Source organism: Empedobacter sp. GD03797 (genome assembly GCF_029842105.1).
GTDB classification, from domain to species: Bacteria; Bacteroidota; Bacteroidia; order Flavobacteriales; family Weeksellaceae; genus Empedobacter; species Empedobacter falsenii_C.
In genome coordinates this window covers 93551-109410 of record NZ_JAOCFS010000002.1, presented here as the reverse complement: position 1 = coordinate 109410, position 15860 = coordinate 93551, and the positions used below count along the sequence as shown (strand labels likewise).

Sequence of the window (15860 nt, the reverse complement as noted above, 5' to 3'; positions counted from 1 at the left end):
AAAAAAGAGCCAAATTAGCTTGGCTCTTGTATTTTTAGTAACGTACTGTTCTTGTTGTATTTGAAATTGGTTGATCGATATCTTTGGCGTATTGTGTGCGTTTTGTCCAATTTTTGTGATTATCATATTGATATTTAATCGTCGAAATATTCTTTACTTTTCCTGTTTCATCAAGCACTGTTTCTTCGATAATATTATTGTTTTCATCAAATTTTCGAACATATTTATTGACTTGTTTATTGTCTTTGTCTACATAAGTTTCCTCTATTGGATTGCCTTTTGCGTCATTTTTATAATTCAACGTATAAGTTCCTTGATTATATTTCACCAATGTTTTGACTAAAAATCCATTTTGATATTGAAACGTTTTCTCGATAAAAACATCCGAATCTTCCAATAAATTAGTTTCTCTTTCGTAAGTTACATTCTGATTTTGATCTAATTTATATTCCGTTTTAGAAACATTGACATCATTTTCGCTTTTCGTCACGATATAACCATCTGTTGTATATTCGTAATCAAAATTGAAAACTAAACTTTCGTCATTGTTTTTCATTTCTCTCGAAATCAATTTATTTGATTCATTGTAATTAAATGTTTCAGCAAAAGTTTTATTTCCAGCTTCATCAAAATAATCACGTTTTGTTGGATTTCCATCTTTATTATACGTTGATTTTGTGTAATATTCGGTTTCATAACCTTCGATAAACTTCATGCGAATACGTGCTTTTTGCATCGATTCTTCAATAAAAGTTGGATTTCCTAAAACATCATTTTGCTGTAATTCAGATTTTTGAGCAAATGCAAAACCTGAAAATAATATCGTAATTAAAGCAATGTTTTTTAACATATGTTGTATTTTTTTATTCTTGAATAGAAAGATTAACCAAAATTAATCCAAAAATGTAGATTTCTTGATCTATTTAAAGGTGAACGTAAAAACTAGAACTTATATTTGAAAAAAATTAAAAAAAATGAGCACAAAATTTAAACTTTTAGGAAATCAACCTGCATTTATCGATTTATCATTGTTATTAGTACGTTTAGCTGCTGGTGGATTTATGTTTACACACGGATTCGGAAAATTACAAAAATTAGTCAATGGTAATTTTGAATTTGGTGATCCAATTGGACTTGGACCAGAAGTATCTTTGGGTTTAACGGTTTTTGCAGAAATTCTTTGTGCTTCTTTAGTTTTAGTTGGATTATTTACTCGTTTAGCAGTGATTCCACTAATCATTACAATGTTAGTTGCGGTATTTATCGTACATGCGGATCATGATTTTGGTAAAAAAGAATTGGGATTATTCTATTTAATCAATTATTTAGTTATATTTTTATCAGGCGCAGGAAAATATTCTTTAGACAAATTGATCCTTAAAAAATGATAAAAACATTAACCTATAGCTTATTGATTTGTTCTTCTGCATTATTTGCTCAATCAAAAAATATGAAAAACATTGTTTATACGCCATTAACAAAGGCAGAAACGACATTAATAAAAGAAAAGAATTCCTATGATCCTTTTCGTGTTTTATTAACGACTTCGGATGCAGATACAAAAATCTTAAAATCAATTTCTATTGATATTGATCCAAAAGATCCGTTAATCAAATTATTGGCCGATCGTATGTATGCGACTGTACAAGATGAGGCGAGTAAAGGTGTTGGAATTGCTGCTCCGCAAATTGGGATTAATCGCAACGCGGTTTGGGTGCAACGTTTTGATAAAGAAGGCGAACCTTTTGAGTTTATTATCAATCCAAAAATTACTTGGTATTCGGACATTGTTCGTCACGGTCGTGAAGGTTGTTTATCTATTCCTGATATTTTCGGAAAAGTGTATAGAAGCTTGGTTCTTCGATTGGAGTATTATGATTTGGATGGAAATTTTCATGATGAAACGGTAGAAGGTTTTACAGCGGTTATTTTTCAGCACGAATACGATCATTTAACAGGAACGTTATTTACGGATCGAATGAAAGAGCAAGAAAAGCTAAATTATGTGAAAGCAGAAGTAATGAACGATGTTTTTTACTTGAAAAAGACTGGTTCTTTTATAGATGACGACGATGATGAAGATTAAAAATTTCTTAAAACGTAGAAATTATTATGCTTGGCATAGTTTTTAGTTTAATTTTGCGAAAAACTTATTTAGAAAATTGTTAGCATACACTACATATAATCATCCAACGAGTACAGAATGGGTTACTTTTGTTCATGGAGCAGGAGGAAGTTCTACGATTTGGTTCAAGCAATTGCGTGAATTTCGCAAACATTTTAATGTTTTGTTAATGGATTTGAGAGGACACGGACGTTCTAAGAAAAACTTGAAAGCGCTTTTCGAAAAACGTTATACTTTCAAATCAGTTTCAAAAGATGTAATTGATGTTTTAGATCATTTAAATATTGATAAAACGCATTTTGTTGGGATGTCTTTAGGAACGATTGTAATTCGACAATTGGCAGAAGATTATTCGGAGCGATTCAAATCAATGGTGATGGGAGGCGCTATTATGAAAATTAATTTCCAATGTCAATTTTTGATTAATGTTGGAAATACGTTCAAACATATGTTGCCTTATTTGATCTTGTATCGAATTTTTGCTTTCGCTATCATGCCAAAAAATACGCACAAAGAATCAAGGTTATTATTTATCAATGAAGCGAAAAAATTGTATCAAAAAGAATTTTTGAAATGGTTCAAACTTACTGCGGATGTCAATCCGTTGCTAAAATGGTTTCGAAAAGTTGAATTGAATATTCCGACTTTATATGTGATGGGAGCAGAAGATCATATGTTTTTGCCTTCGATTCAGGAATTAACAAAAGCGCATACTAAACATTCAGAATTGATTGTTATCGATGATTGTGGGCATGTTGTCAATGTCGATCAACCACAAATTTTCAACGATAAAGTAATTGAATATATTCATCGAGTTAAATAAAAAATACTAAAAAAAGCTTCCAATTAGGAAGCTTTTCTATTTATTTTGATCTTTTTTCTAACAAATCTGGGCGACGTTCTTTTGTACGTTCAATTGCTTTTTCATGCAGCCATTCCTCTATTTTAGGAAAGTTACCAGAAAGTAAAACATCAGGGACTTTAAGACCTTTAAATTCGGCTGGACGCGTATAAATTGGTGGCGCCAACAAATCATCTTGAAACGAGTCTGAAAGGGCAGAAGTCTCATCTCCAATTACGCCAGGTAACAATCGAATAATAGAATCAGCCAAAATAATTGCGCCAAATTCTCCACCCGAAAGTACATAATCACCAATAGAAATTTCTCTTGTCACATACATATCTCGAATACGTTGATCGATACCTTTGTAATGTCCACAAATCATCATAAGATTTCCTTTCAACGACAAATCATTCGCAATTGTTTGATTCAACGTTTCTCCATCTGGCGTCAAATAAATAATTTCATCATACGTGCGTTCATCTTTCAATTTCGAAATCATTTTGTCCAAAGGTTCGCACATAATCACCATTCCAGAAGTTCCACCGTACGGATAATCATCTACATGACGATAACGTCCTTTTCCAAAATCTCTCAAATCGTGAACATGAATTTCAGCTAAACCTTTGTCTTGCGCACGTTTCATAATCGAGGCAGAAAATGGACTAACTAATAATTCGGGTAAAACAGTGATAATATCTATTCGCATGTTGCAAAGATATTTGTTTAGCTACGTTTGCGCAAGTTTAAATCTATTTTTTGAATTTGATTGTTTTAACAGAATTTATAAATTCTTCTTGTCATTTTACAAGAAGTTAATCCAAATAATATGATGAATGACAAATATTTTAACTGATTATTCAAATGATTGATTTTCTTTTAAAATTAATAAATATAATTGATATTATTCATTAGCCTTATTCAAATGAAATCGAGTAAATTTGTCTAAAATTTTAATCAAATGTTTTTATATAACAGACATAGACGACTACGCAAAAATGAATCAATTCGTAGTATGATTCGCGAAAATCATTTGTCACCAAACGATTTTATTTTACCAATTTTTATGGCTGAAGGAGAAGGTGTAAAGGAAGAAATTGCTGCAATGCCAGGTATTTACCGCCAATCTCTTGACAATACTGTAAAAGAAGTAAAAGAAATTTGGGATTTAGGTATAAAATCAGTTAACATATATTGTAAAGTTAGTGATAACTTAAAAGATAACACAGGTAAAGAGGCTTGGAATCCAAACGGATTGATGCAAAATACAATCAAAGCAATTAAAGATGCTGTTCCAGAAATGATTGTAATGCCAGATGTTGCCTTAGATCCATATTCAATTTATGGCCACGACGGAATCATCAAAAATGGGGAAGTTATTAATGATGAAACAGTTGATGCTTTGGTAAAAATGACGTTGTCTCATGCAGAAGCTGGTGCCGATTTTGTTGCGCCTTCTGATATGATGGACGGTCGAATAGGAGCGATGCGTGCTGCGTTGGAGGAAAACGGTTTTCATAATGTAGGAATTATGACGTATGCTGCGAAATATGCTTCATCTTTTTATGGACCTTTCCGTACTGCTTTAGATTCTGCGCCAGTTGATTCTCAAGAAATTCCGAAAGATAAAAAAACCTATCAAATGGATTACCATAATTCGCAAGAAGCGCTGCGTGAAGCAATTGCAGATGTAGAAGAAGGTGCAGATATTTTGATGGTAAAACCTGGTATGGCTTATTTAGATATTGTGAAATTAGTGAAAGATAATTTACAAGTTCCAGTTTCTGTTTATCAAGTTTCAGGTGAATACGCAATGATAAAAGCTGCTGTAGAAAAAGGTTGGTTAGATAATGATAAAGTTATTTTAGAATCTTTAACTTGTTTCAAAAGAGCAGGAGCAGACCTAATTTCAACTTATTTTGCAAAAGAAGCTGCAAGATTATTGAATGATCAATAAATTAGTTCAAAATAGAAATAAAAAACCACTTCATTTGAAGTGGTTTTTTTGTGTTTTAAAGCGAATAATTAATCATTTTCGCTGTAAATTGTTGTTTTTCTAATGTAGATAGAAAATATTTTTGTTCAGCTTCAGCTTGTTCTTTTTTCTGATAATTCTTTTCGTAACCCGTTTGAATTTCTTTTAAAGAATTAATCGTTCCATTTTTCAATAAATAATTCTGAAACTTTGTATATCTATCTGCTAATTTGCCGTAGATATCCTTGTTATCGATGTTTGCTTCATAAACATCTGTCACATAAACTTCATTATCTTGTCCATAAGCGATGGAAAAAAAATAATAAGTTTGGTTATTCTTTGTTTGACTGAAAACCACCCCAGTAACAAAGAATAAAAATAGTACTAAACCTTTTTTCATTCAACCAAAATTTGAGCACGCAAGTTAATCATTATAACTTAATTAAAACCCTTGTTGTGTGATTTTGTATTATTCGGTATAATTTTTTTATATTTGTGTCCTAAAATTGACTCAAAATGTTTCAAAATCTTCAGGATAAATTAGATAAAGCATTACATACCTTAAAAGGAAAAGGACAAATTACAGAAATTAACGTTGCAGAAACCGTAAAAGAGGTGCGTAGAGCCCTTGTTGATGCCGATGTTAGTTATAAAGTTGCAAAAGATTTTACAAATACGGTAAAAGAAAAGGCTTTAGGTGAAAACGTAATTACGTCGCTTAATCCTGGACAATTAATGGTAAAAATTGTTCATGATGAATTAGCAAAATTAATGGGAGGTGAGGTTACTGAACTGAAAGTAGACGATAATCCGACAATTATTTTGATTGCTGGTTTACAAGGTTCTGGTAAAACAACTTTTTCTGGTAAATTAGCTAATTTCCTAAAAACTAAGAAAAACAAAAAAGTATTATTAGTTGCTGGTGATGTTTATCGTCCAGCTGCCATCAATCAGTTACAAGTTTTAGGAGAGCAAATTGGTGTAGATGTTTATGCTGATTTAGAAAACAAAAATCCTGTAGAAATTGCTCAATCAGCGATTGTACAAGCAAAACAAAATGGAAATAATGTAATTATTGTCGATACAGCTGGTCGTTTGGCGATTGATGAGCAAATGATGGATGAAATTCGTCGCGTTCACCAAACAGTTAATCCTACCGAAACTTTATTTGTTGTAGACTCTATGACAGGTCAAGATGCGGTGAATACTGCAAAAGCTTTCAATGAAGTATTGAATTATAATGGAGTTGTTTTAACAAAATTAGATGGTGATACACGTGGTGGAGCTGCATTAACGATTAGAACTGTTGTTGATAAGCCAATCAAATTTATTTCTACTGGTGAGAAAATGGAAGCTTTAGATGTTTTCTATCCAGAACGTATGGCAGATCGTATTTTGGGAATGGGTGACGTTGTTTCGTTAGTAGAGCGTGCTCAAGAACAATTTGACGAAGAAGAAGCAAAACGTTTACAAAAGAAAATTGCCAAAAATAGCTTCGATTTTGATGATTTCTTAAAACAAATTCAGCAAATCAAACGTATGGGTAATATGAAAGATTTGGTTGGAATGATTCCTGGTGCTGGAAAAGCGTTGAAAGATGTAGATATTGACGACAATGCTTTTAAAGGTGTTGAAGCGATTATTCACTCAATGACGAAAAAAGAGCGTCAAAATCCAAATATTATCGATAATTCTCGTAAGAAAAGAATTGCAGCTGGTTCTGGAACATCTTTACAAGAAGTGAATCAATTATTGAAACAATTCTCTGAAATGGGTAAAATGATGAAATTTATGAATTCTGCAAATGGTAAAAAGATGATGGAAACAATGTCTAAAAATATGCCAGCAGGTGGATTCCCAGGAATGCCAAAAATGTAATAACAATTATATATAACTAAAAACCTCCAAATTATTGGAGGTTTTTTTATAGATTTTATTTTTGCTTCGTAAACGTTAAGTTTGAACCATCAACGTAGGATTGATCCAAAATCAAAGTCGTAGATGTATGAGTCGAAAGCTGTTATAAAAAGTAAGATAAAATGTTTCATACATCTATTTATTTGTTAATTATAAATTTAAATAAAAAACGTTTAACTAAACATTAAATATAAAAGTTAGTGGTATAAGGTTATTCAATTTAACATAATAAAGATTATAACATTATTATTTCTATGAAATATTAATGTTAATAATCTTTATTATGTTAAATAAGAAAATTAAAGAATCTCCTAGACAGATATTTTTTATAGAGTTTAGATATCCTTTTTGGAATATCCATATGTTCTAATTATTCTAGATTAAATAATCTAAAATTTGAATGTTCTTTGCTTATTATAATTTCATTGTACCGGTTACAATAAATATAGTTTTATTTGGAGCAACCTCAAAAACCCAAGAATTAACAATTTTTGAAACTTTACACTTTATATTTAATTCTTCATAAATTTCACGTTCAAGAGTTTCTTCTGGCAATTCATTTGGTTATAATCTTCCTCCAGATAATTCCCATTCATTTCGATTATTCTTTATCAATAAATATTTACCATTTATTCTGATTATCCCTTTTATAGATATACATTCTTCTTTCTCTAAAATCGATAAATTCAATCACTTTCTATTTAACATAATCTATGACCTAATAACATTGCTTCTTTTGATTAATATTTAATGTTTTATTAAAATATGATTTTTGTTCTATTGCTATTTAGATTAGTTTAAAATAAATTTGCAACACAATTTTCTTATTGATGAAAAAAGGTTTATTAGCGCTCTCACTATTGGGTACATTTAGTTTTGTAAATGCCCAACGAATTTTAACTGGTACTGTGACGGATGAAAATGGTCAAAAATTATCTAATGTTCAGGTTCAGGATCCTCAAACCAAACGATGGACACAAACAAATTCGGACGGTTTTTTTACAATAGAATTAACGAACGAGAATACTAATTTGTCTTTTTCTCAAAAAGGAAAAGAAACACAAGAAATTGTTGTAGACTCTTCAGAAAATAATGTTTCGATTGTCTTATACAATCAAACTTTACGTTTGGAACAAGTTGATATTTTCCCGAAAAAGAAAAAGGAATATTCAGAAATTACGCTTGGTAAAGAAGCAATAGAAAATGTGCAAGCGTTTTCGTTAAACGAAGTTTTGCAACAATTACCAGGACAAGTTACAATGGATTTTAACAACAACGAATTCAAAAATGTTGTTTTTAGAACTGCGATTTCTTCAAATAATTTGGGATTATCAGGAAGTTTGTCAAGTAATACAAATAGTGATCGCAAAGATTATTTTCAGAATAAAGCGTTTGGGACGTCGATTGTAGTCAATGATATTCCAATTTCAAACAATGAAAATATGCAAGCGTTTACCTCTTTAAATGGTGGTGGTTTCAATGATTTTAACAATCCAAGCTATGGTGTCGATTTGCGTCAAATTACAACGGCTAATATCGATGAAGTAAAAATTATTCAAGGAATTGCTCCTGCAAAATATGGTGATTTAACTTCAGGACTAATCATTATCAATTCTAAAGTTGGTTCAACTCCCCTACGCGCTTCTATTTCGATGTTAGATGCGACAACAGAATATAATATATCAAAAGGTTTCAAGCTTAATGATAGAAATTTCTTGAGTTTGTCGGGGAATTATTTGGCTTCTAATGAAGATGTTCGCGATAATTTGAAATCCTATAATCGTATTACAACAAATGCTGCGTGGAAATCATCGAACAAAATCAATACATTGGTTAATACTTTAGAAGGAAGTTTTGCAATCAATAATGATAAAATAAAATATGATCCAGATGATATTTCGGATCCTAAAATAAAGAATGATAAGTTCACGATTCGATTATCTAATAATCTGAAATGGAACTTGAAAAAAGATTGGATTGATGCTTTAAATGTTGACGCAAACATCAATTATGAGAAGCAAAATTCGAAAGAAGAACGTTGGAATAATGTCGCAACTGCTGCGGTCACAACTTCTACGGAAAATGGAATTTCGGATGCGATATTTTTACCAAATCAATATACATTTGTCAAAAATGTAGAAGGAATTCCGATGTCTACTTTCTTAAATATAGAAGGTGTAAAAAATTACGAATCTAAAAACAATTGGAACCATACTTTTTCTGTTGGTTTATCTTCTCGATCAAGCTCTAACAAAGGTCGCGGAACATATACGGACGAAAATACAACGCCTAATTATTATACATTAAGTGGAGCAAAAGGTGGTTTGGGTTATCGTGATTATAATTTCAAAAACACCAAAACGCAATGGCAATTGTCTGTTTATGCAGAAGATAGAATTGTGAAATTTGGCGAAAATGATAATGTTTTCAAGTTAGATTTAGGTTTTAGATTCGATAATCAATATGGAAATAACACATTTCAACCGCGTATAAATACATCTTACGCGTTCAATAAAGTGTTTAGAATTCGTGGTGGATACGGAATTGCTTCTAAAGCACCTTCGTTGAATCAACTATTTACGGGAGATCGAATTTACGATCGTTTGTTGGGAGACGGAATTTATTATGTCAATAATAAGCAATATGGCTGGATTGAAACGTTTCTTTTGGAAGGAAATAATTTAAATTTGAAACCAAGTAGATCTTACAATTCAGAAATAGGTTTTGATGTTAATTTGCCTTTCGGATCATTAAATGTAACAGGATATTATAATCAATTGAAAGATGGTATTTCAAAAGTTTATCATGCAACAACTTTAGAAGGTTCTACAATTAGTGTGGACACGTCTACTTCTACTCCAACCTATTCTGTAACTGGAAAAGAAGCTTATCAAATTATTTATAATACTTTAGAAAATAACTTAGAATCGACGGATAAAGGTATCGAAATGTTTATAAATTTTAACCGAATCAAATCTCTAAATTTAGATATTTCGGTGAATGGTTCGTACACAAAAACAACAAATAATAAGCCTGTTTATGAATATGAAGCTTCTACAAATGTTTTAGCAAAAGAAAAATATGCTGTCTATTATAATCCAAAATCGAATGATGAAGCTTTAATGTTTGGAACAAATTTTAATTATCATTTGAAAAAAGTTGGATTGATTTTATCTCTTCGTACAGAACATATTTTTATTCAAAATCATGATAAATACAACAATAGAAATCCAATAGGATATTTGGATGAAAATTCTGTTTATCATGCAATTCCTGTCGAAGATCAAGGAAATACAGATTTGTACGGACATTTGATTAAAGCGCCACAAAAAACATTAGCAGAATTACAAAATTCATTGCATAATTTCCATTTACGCATTTCGAAAGATTTCTTGAATGGATTCAAAGTATCTGTTTATACAACAAATGTTTTTGGTTTAAAACCTACTTATATCAACGATTCTGGAGAAAGAAGAGTCTCTAATATTGCAAAATTTTCATTGGGAGGTAAAATTGAATACACTTTCTAATTCTAAACAATTTCAAAAAAGATTATTATGTTAAAAAAATATATACTTCTCACTCCTATTTTAGCAAGTTTATTATTTAATTCTTGTTCTGATGATGATTTTGGAAATTCAGCGGTTCAACCCGTTACATTTACAACAAAGGTTACTTTTGATAGCGATTTTGATGCTTCAAAATTACCTGTAAATGCGAAAACAATTCTTAAAAATACGCAAACAGGAATGATATATGAAGCGGTTACTAACAGTAATGGTGAAGCGGTTTTTCCTCAACTAATTCCAGGAACATATTCAGCGAATGTTAGTTTTTCATTGACTCCAGCAGAGTTTGAAACTTTATTTGGATATGATGCAGGAACGGAAGATAATATTGAGTTTAATGGATCTGCGCAAAATGTGAGTGTAAATTCTTCAAATATTTCAATTGCTATAGAGTTGAATTCGGCTAAAATAATTGGTGGTTTAATTTTAAAACAAATCTATTACGGAGGTTCTGATATCAAAGAAGGCGCTTTGTTTAGAGATCAATTTATTGAGATTTACAACAATTCGAATGAAGTAATTTATGCAGATGGTTTAATTTTTGGGCAATTATTTGGTGCTAATACAGTCGAATCTCAATCATATTCTCAAGCAAATGGACAATTAGATTGGTCCAAAGGTGAAGGAAATACAAAAGGTGCTGAAGCGAATACGGGTTATGTGTATGTTGCGAATGCGGTTCGTATTCCAGGAAATGGAACGACTTATCCAGTTCAACCAGGTCAAAGTATTACAATTGCGCAAACGGCGATAAATCATAAAGGAAATTATACCGATGCAAATGGTAAAGTGATCGAAATTCTGAAACCAGAGTTAACGGTCGACTTATCAAATGCCGATTTTGAGGTAAATATGACGAGTTATTTAGGTTCTCAATATTCGTATGATATTCAAAATCCTGCTGTTCCAGATTTAGATATTGTGTGGTGGGCAAATGGAAATAAAGATTTATTGTTAGACAATTTAGGTCGTCAAGCTTATATTCTTTTTAGAGCTGATGAAAATGATATAAATGGTTTTGGTAAGGTGAGAAATCCATCAAATAAAACAACATATCAATATTTACAATTGCCGAATGATTTTATTTTAGATGCTGTAGAAACAACACAAGATATGGGAACTAAATTGGTTCCGAAAAAATTACAGAACAAACAAGATGCTGGTTATGCTTATTTAACAGCGGGTTCTTATACATCAACATCTATTATTCGTAAAACTCAAAAAACAATTAATGGTCGTATAATTTTGAAGGATACAAACAATTCCACAAACGATTTTGTAAACATCAAAGCTGAACCAAAGATTTTTGCGCAATAGAAATTAAAAAACATGAAATCAATTGATTTAACAACATACGATAACAAATTATTGAAAATTGTTTCTTTTGCGTGTTTACTTTTCGGAAGTACATCATTTGCACAAGAAAATGATTCGATAAAAGTAACTTCTAACGAAGCTGAACAAGTTGTAAAAGATTTGAATTGGCAATTACCCGTTGCAACACATTCTTTACCGATTAAAGATTATACACATACAGGGATTTATTTGAGTCATCAAAACAATCAATTTGCGCGTAAACAAACAGCCGAAGAAACAAATCGTTATGGTTTTTTGAGCGAAGGTTTGTACACAACTGAAAATGGTTTTAGAATTTTCGGAATGATAGATTTGCAGAAATTCAATGAAAAAAATCTATCATGGAATCTTTCTGATGAACGTACTGATGAGCAACAAGTGCTTTCTCCGCAATATTTCTACGTTCCGCGTGCAGCAGATTGGGATAATCAGCAATATTTGATTCGTGGTGGAGTTTCGAAAAATTTTGGAAACTTAACATTAGCTGCTAAAGCCGAATTGAATGTCAATAAAATGGCGCGTAAATTAGATCCTCGTCCAGAAATCAAAAACAATAAATTAGTTGGAGAAATTCAAGTTGGTTATGAAATTTTTGATGGACATCAAATTTTTGTATTAGGTGCATATGGTCGAAAAGACAAGGATTATAGCTTAAAGTATAAAGGAAGAAATCAAGATGTAGAAGAAAATTCAAGTACCTATTTGCGTTACATGGCAGGTTATGGTCGCGAAATTAATAATCCATTGAGAAATAAAATAGATAACGAAAAAACAATTTACGAATATTTTACACGAAATATCATTTCTAAAATCGGTGGTGGATATCAATTTAGTTCAGACAATACAAAGTTGATTTTAGGTTACAATTACCAAGAAAATCAACAGCGAATGTATGATAGCAAAACCAAAGAAGATAAGTTCTTTATCTATGTTTGGGATATCAACGAGCATTTTGCTTATGCGAATTTTATGACAAAATTTGATAACAATACAATCAATGCGCGTTTAGATTTTTCGAGAAAAGATGGCGAAAATTACGATGTTTCTATCGGTGGAATGAATTATCAAAATCGTTTACAAAATCTAAATTTAGATGTTAATTTAGCGAATCGTGATCTTACAAAAATGAATTATTTTCTTGGATTCAAAACAAGCTATAATCAGAACAAATATTACGATGCTTTAGCGATATATGACATGAAAATTAAATCGTTGGATGTTGGTATTTATGGAAATAAAGATTTGATGTTGAATAATAATTCGAAATTAAATGTCGGTTTAGCTTTTAATTATTATGCATTGTTAGATTCTTATTTTGATTATACAAAAATGACTGGAGTAAACGAAGATACTTTTTACAACAATGTTGCGGCTTATGATTATGCGTACAATACAACCAATCATTTTGATGCTTCAACGTCTATTCGTTACATTTTACCTGTAAAAAACAATAAAACAATCGAGTTGTATACGCAGTTAAAAGGTATATTTGCAACAAATAAGAGCAATTTTACCGAAATCAATACAGATAATACGTATTTAATGAATTTCGGAATTCAATTAAATTATTAGAATGAAGATGAAAAAAATGCTTCCAATCGTTGCATTTGGTGCGACTACTCTATTTTATGCGTTTAATAGTAACAAAATAATCGATCAAGGTTATACAGTTACCGAATTACGTGCATTGTATAGTAGCGGAGATCAGTCAAAATGGCCTAAACCAATTGTGGACGAAAGTGTTTTGAAAGATGGTTTTGAAGATATTGGTACATTAGGCGAAGTTCCTTTTCCTAAAGATAATCCGTATTCTAAAGAGAAAGCTGAGTTAGGAAAATCCTTATTTTTTGATCCTCGTTTATCAAATTCCAATCAAATTTCTTGTGCAAATTGCCACGATCCTGAGTTGAATTGGGGCGATGGTCGTCGTGTTCCTTATGGTGAAGATCGACAGTTGGGAGCGCGTAATTCGCCGAGTTTGATGAATGTTGCTTACTCAAAAGTAATGTTTTGGGATGGTCGTGCAAAAACATTGGAAGAACAAGCAGAATTTCCGATTCGTGATAAAAAAGAAATGAATCATCACATTGATTTTGCAACAAAACGAATTGCTGAAATTAATGGTTACAAAGAATTATTTAAAGCCGCTTTTGGTGACGAAAAAGTAACGAATGACCGTATTACAAAAGCAATTGCAACTTTTGAACGTACAATTTTATCTCCGAAAAATAGATTTGATAAATTTATTGCAGGAAAATCGGATGAATTAACTGATCAAGAAATTGAAGGTTTACATCTTTTCCGCACAAAAGCGCGTTGCATCAATTGTCACAATACAGCGTATTTTTCGGATAATAAATTTCATAATATTGGTTTGACATATTATGGTCGAGAATACGAAGATTTAGGTTTATACAATACAACTAAATTGGCTAAAAATGTTGGCGAATTCAAAACACCTTCATTGCGAGAAGTTCCTCAAAATGCACCTTATATGCACAACGGACTTTTCCCTACAATTCGTGGCGTAATCAATATGTACAATGCCGGAATGTTTCATTTTCAACCAAATGAGAAACAGAAAAATGATTCATTATTTCCGAAAACAACAGAGTTAGTTCAGAAATTGAATTTAACTGCTTCGGAAATGGATGCGTTAGAAGCTTTTTTGATGAGTTTGAAACAGAATCAATACAAAATGCGTCCACCGCAATTACCAAATAAATAACAAATTATAAATAGCAAAACGACTCAATAAATTGAGTCGTTTTTTGTTTTCGGATGATTAATTAGCTACTAAAATTTTTAATTGATTTTGAATAAATACTTGACTCAAATTATTATTGAGTTCATTGTATTTTGATTGCAATACTTGATTTTTAGACGATTTGTAAACCGAAGCATCAACTTTATCAAATTTATATTTTGTTTCTGTAGTTTCAAAAGATTGCTCAGAAGCTTTTACAATTTCAATTAAAGATTTCGTCAAATCTTCTAATAAATTCAGTTTTTTTAATTCAAGATTGACCAAATCATTTAAACGTTTTTCTTCTTTATTTTTTTGCGCTTCATTCAATTGCAATTCAATTTTTTTCAATTCACGTTGTTGCGCTGTATTTCCTCTCGAATAAATCGGAATAGAAAGATTCAAGCCAATGTATTGACTTTTATTGTCTTTTAATTGATTCCCAAACTGAAAATTTGTATCCGCTAAACTCTTAATTTTTTGTGCATAAAAAGTTCCGTATGAATAATTCAAAAATAAACTTGGTAGATATTTCCCAAATAACTGTTTATATTCTTCATTGATTTTCTTCATATTCAACTCATATTTTTCAATAGATGGATAAGTTGAATAATTGAATTCATTCTGATTTATTTCATCTAATAAAGATTGTTGTAACGTCATGTTTTCTGGTAAAACACTTGTAATATTCAGTAATTGAATCAATTGAGTTTTACTTATAATTTCTTCATGTTTAGATTTTTCCAAATCATTTTGTTCTTGAAGTACGATAACTTGAATATCATAAAAATCACTTTTCGGGCGCTTCCCTTCCTCTACTTCCTTTGAAATTCGAACAAATTGTATCTGAGAATTTTCCATTTGAGATTTCAAAACAATTCGCCATTCTTGCAAAGCCAAAGCCGCCATATATTTTTCTAAAACTAACAAATCATATTGATTTTGAATTGTTTTTAATTCAAGTTTTTCTAATTCGATATCATAGTTTTGAATTGTTGTTTGATTTAATTTAGAAAAATCAAACAAATTAATTTGAGCATTAATTGATAAATTATCTGACTGAATATTAGAAGGTTCTCTTGTATTAGTTGAAGGGTCAATTGAGGATCCAAAATTATACGCATGCGAAACCGAAGCATCAATAGTTGGTAAAAATTGCGAAGCAAAAGAACGTTTATTTTTCACTTTCTGATCAATTTTTATCGACTGAATTTTAAAATCAGGTTGATTTTCTCTCCCTAAATTCAAACAATCTTCTAACGTTAGGTTTTGTGCTTTTCCCAAAAATGAGAAAAGCACAACCATTAATAAAAAATATTTAGCATTCATAA

General features: G+C 30.8%; 14 protein-coding genes. 9 read left to right on the top strand and 5 right to left on the bottom strand.

Going from position 1 to position 15860, the window contains the following annotated elements; genetic code table 11:
* Window positions 1-34: 34 nt before the first annotated feature.
* Window positions 35-850, bottom strand: coding sequence for a hypothetical protein (locus tag N5D90_RS02420; RefSeq protein WP_125349378.1), 816 nt, complete (start codon window positions 848-850; stop codon window positions 35-37).
* A 124-nt stretch (window positions 851-974) separates the two neighbouring features.
* Between N5D90_RS02420 and N5D90_RS02415 the strand changes: the two genes are divergently transcribed.
* The 3 genes from N5D90_RS02415 (at window position 975) to N5D90_RS02405 (ending at window position 2948) form a co-directional block, all read left to right on the top strand.
* Window positions 975-1388, top strand: coding sequence for a DoxX family protein (locus N5D90_RS02415; RefSeq protein ID WP_221854462.1), 414 nt, complete (start codon window positions 975-977; stop codon window positions 1386-1388).
* Window positions 1385-2086 (top strand): peptide deformylase, encoded by a 702-nt coding sequence (def, locus tag N5D90_RS02410; protein ID WP_280045609.1) that lies wholly within the window; start codon window positions 1385-1387, stop codon window positions 2084-2086. The genes N5D90_RS02415 and def overlap by 4 nt, the downstream gene beginning before the upstream one ends.
* Before the next feature lie 76 nt (window positions 2087-2162).
* Window positions 2163-2948 (top strand): alpha/beta fold hydrolase, encoded by a 786-nt coding sequence (locus tag N5D90_RS02405; protein ID WP_280061448.1) that lies wholly within the window; start codon window positions 2163-2165, stop codon window positions 2946-2948.
* A gap of 40 nt (window positions 2949-2988) precedes the next feature.
* Here N5D90_RS02405 and trmD read toward each other — a convergent pair whose 3' ends face one another.
* Entirely contained in the window at window positions 2989-3675 is a 687-nt protein-coding gene (trmD, locus tag N5D90_RS02400; protein ID WP_280035683.1) for a tRNA (guanosine(37)-N1)-methyltransferase TrmD, read from the bottom strand.
* A 252-nt stretch (window positions 3676-3927) separates the two neighbouring features.
* Between trmD and hemB the strand changes: the two genes are divergently transcribed.
* Window positions 3928-4923, top strand: coding sequence for a porphobilinogen synthase (gene hemB, locus N5D90_RS02395; RefSeq protein WP_038334133.1), 996 nt, complete (start codon window positions 3928-3930; stop codon window positions 4921-4923).
* A 55-nt stretch (window positions 4924-4978) separates the two neighbouring features.
* Here the strand turns inward: hemB and N5D90_RS02390 are convergent, their stop codons facing one another.
* The gene (locus N5D90_RS02390; protein ID WP_038334136.1) at window positions 4979-5341 is read right to left on the bottom strand and encodes a hypothetical protein; all 363 of its coding nucleotides are present in this window, start codon (window positions 5339-5341) and stop codon (window positions 4979-4981) included.
* A gap of 116 nt (window positions 5342-5457) precedes the next feature.
* Between N5D90_RS02390 and ffh the strand changes: the two genes are divergently transcribed.
* On the top strand, window positions 5458-6819 hold the full coding sequence (gene ffh / locus N5D90_RS02385) for a signal recognition particle protein (protein ID WP_115000224.1): 1362 nt from the start codon (window positions 5458-5460) through the stop codon (window positions 6817-6819).
* Window positions 6820-7272: 453 nt separating this feature from the next.
* Here ffh and N5D90_RS02380 read toward each other — a convergent pair whose 3' ends face one another.
* Complete coding sequence (locus N5D90_RS02380; RefSeq protein WP_181816309.1) at window positions 7273-7413, bottom strand: hypothetical protein; 141 nt, start codon at window positions 7411-7413, stop codon at window positions 7273-7275.
* 275 nt (window positions 7414-7688) lie between these two features.
* On the opposite strand from N5D90_RS02380, the gene N5D90_RS02375 reads away from it, so the two are divergent.
* From N5D90_RS02375 to N5D90_RS02360, 4 genes are read left to right on the top strand one after another with little or no spacing between them, the layout of a single operon-like run.
* Window positions 7689-10388, top strand: coding sequence for a TonB-dependent receptor domain-containing protein (locus N5D90_RS02375; RefSeq protein WP_280061447.1), 2700 nt, complete (start codon window positions 7689-7691; stop codon window positions 10386-10388).
* Window positions 10389-10415: 27 nt separating this feature from the next.
* Entirely contained in the window at window positions 10416-11744 is a 1329-nt protein-coding gene (locus tag N5D90_RS02370; RefSeq protein WP_115000542.1) for a DUF4876 domain-containing protein, read from the top strand.
* A 12-nt stretch (window positions 11745-11756) separates the two neighbouring features.
* A complete protein-coding gene (locus tag N5D90_RS02365) occupies window positions 11757-13355 on the top strand; it encodes a DUF6850 family outer membrane beta-barrel protein (protein WP_115000543.1) in 1599 nt (532 codons plus the stop codon).
* Between the two features lie 7 nt (window positions 13356-13362).
* Entirely contained in the window at window positions 13363-14511 is a 1149-nt protein-coding gene (locus tag N5D90_RS02360; RefSeq protein WP_038334456.1) for a cytochrome-c peroxidase, read from the top strand.
* A gap of 57 nt (window positions 14512-14568) precedes the next feature.
* Here N5D90_RS02360 and N5D90_RS02355 read toward each other — a convergent pair whose 3' ends face one another.
* Window positions 14569-15858, bottom strand: a complete 1290-nt coding sequence (locus N5D90_RS02355; protein ID WP_280061446.1) for a TolC family protein — start codon at window positions 15856-15858, stop codon at window positions 14569-14571.
* Between the last annotated feature and the right edge of the window lie 2 nt (window positions 15859-15860).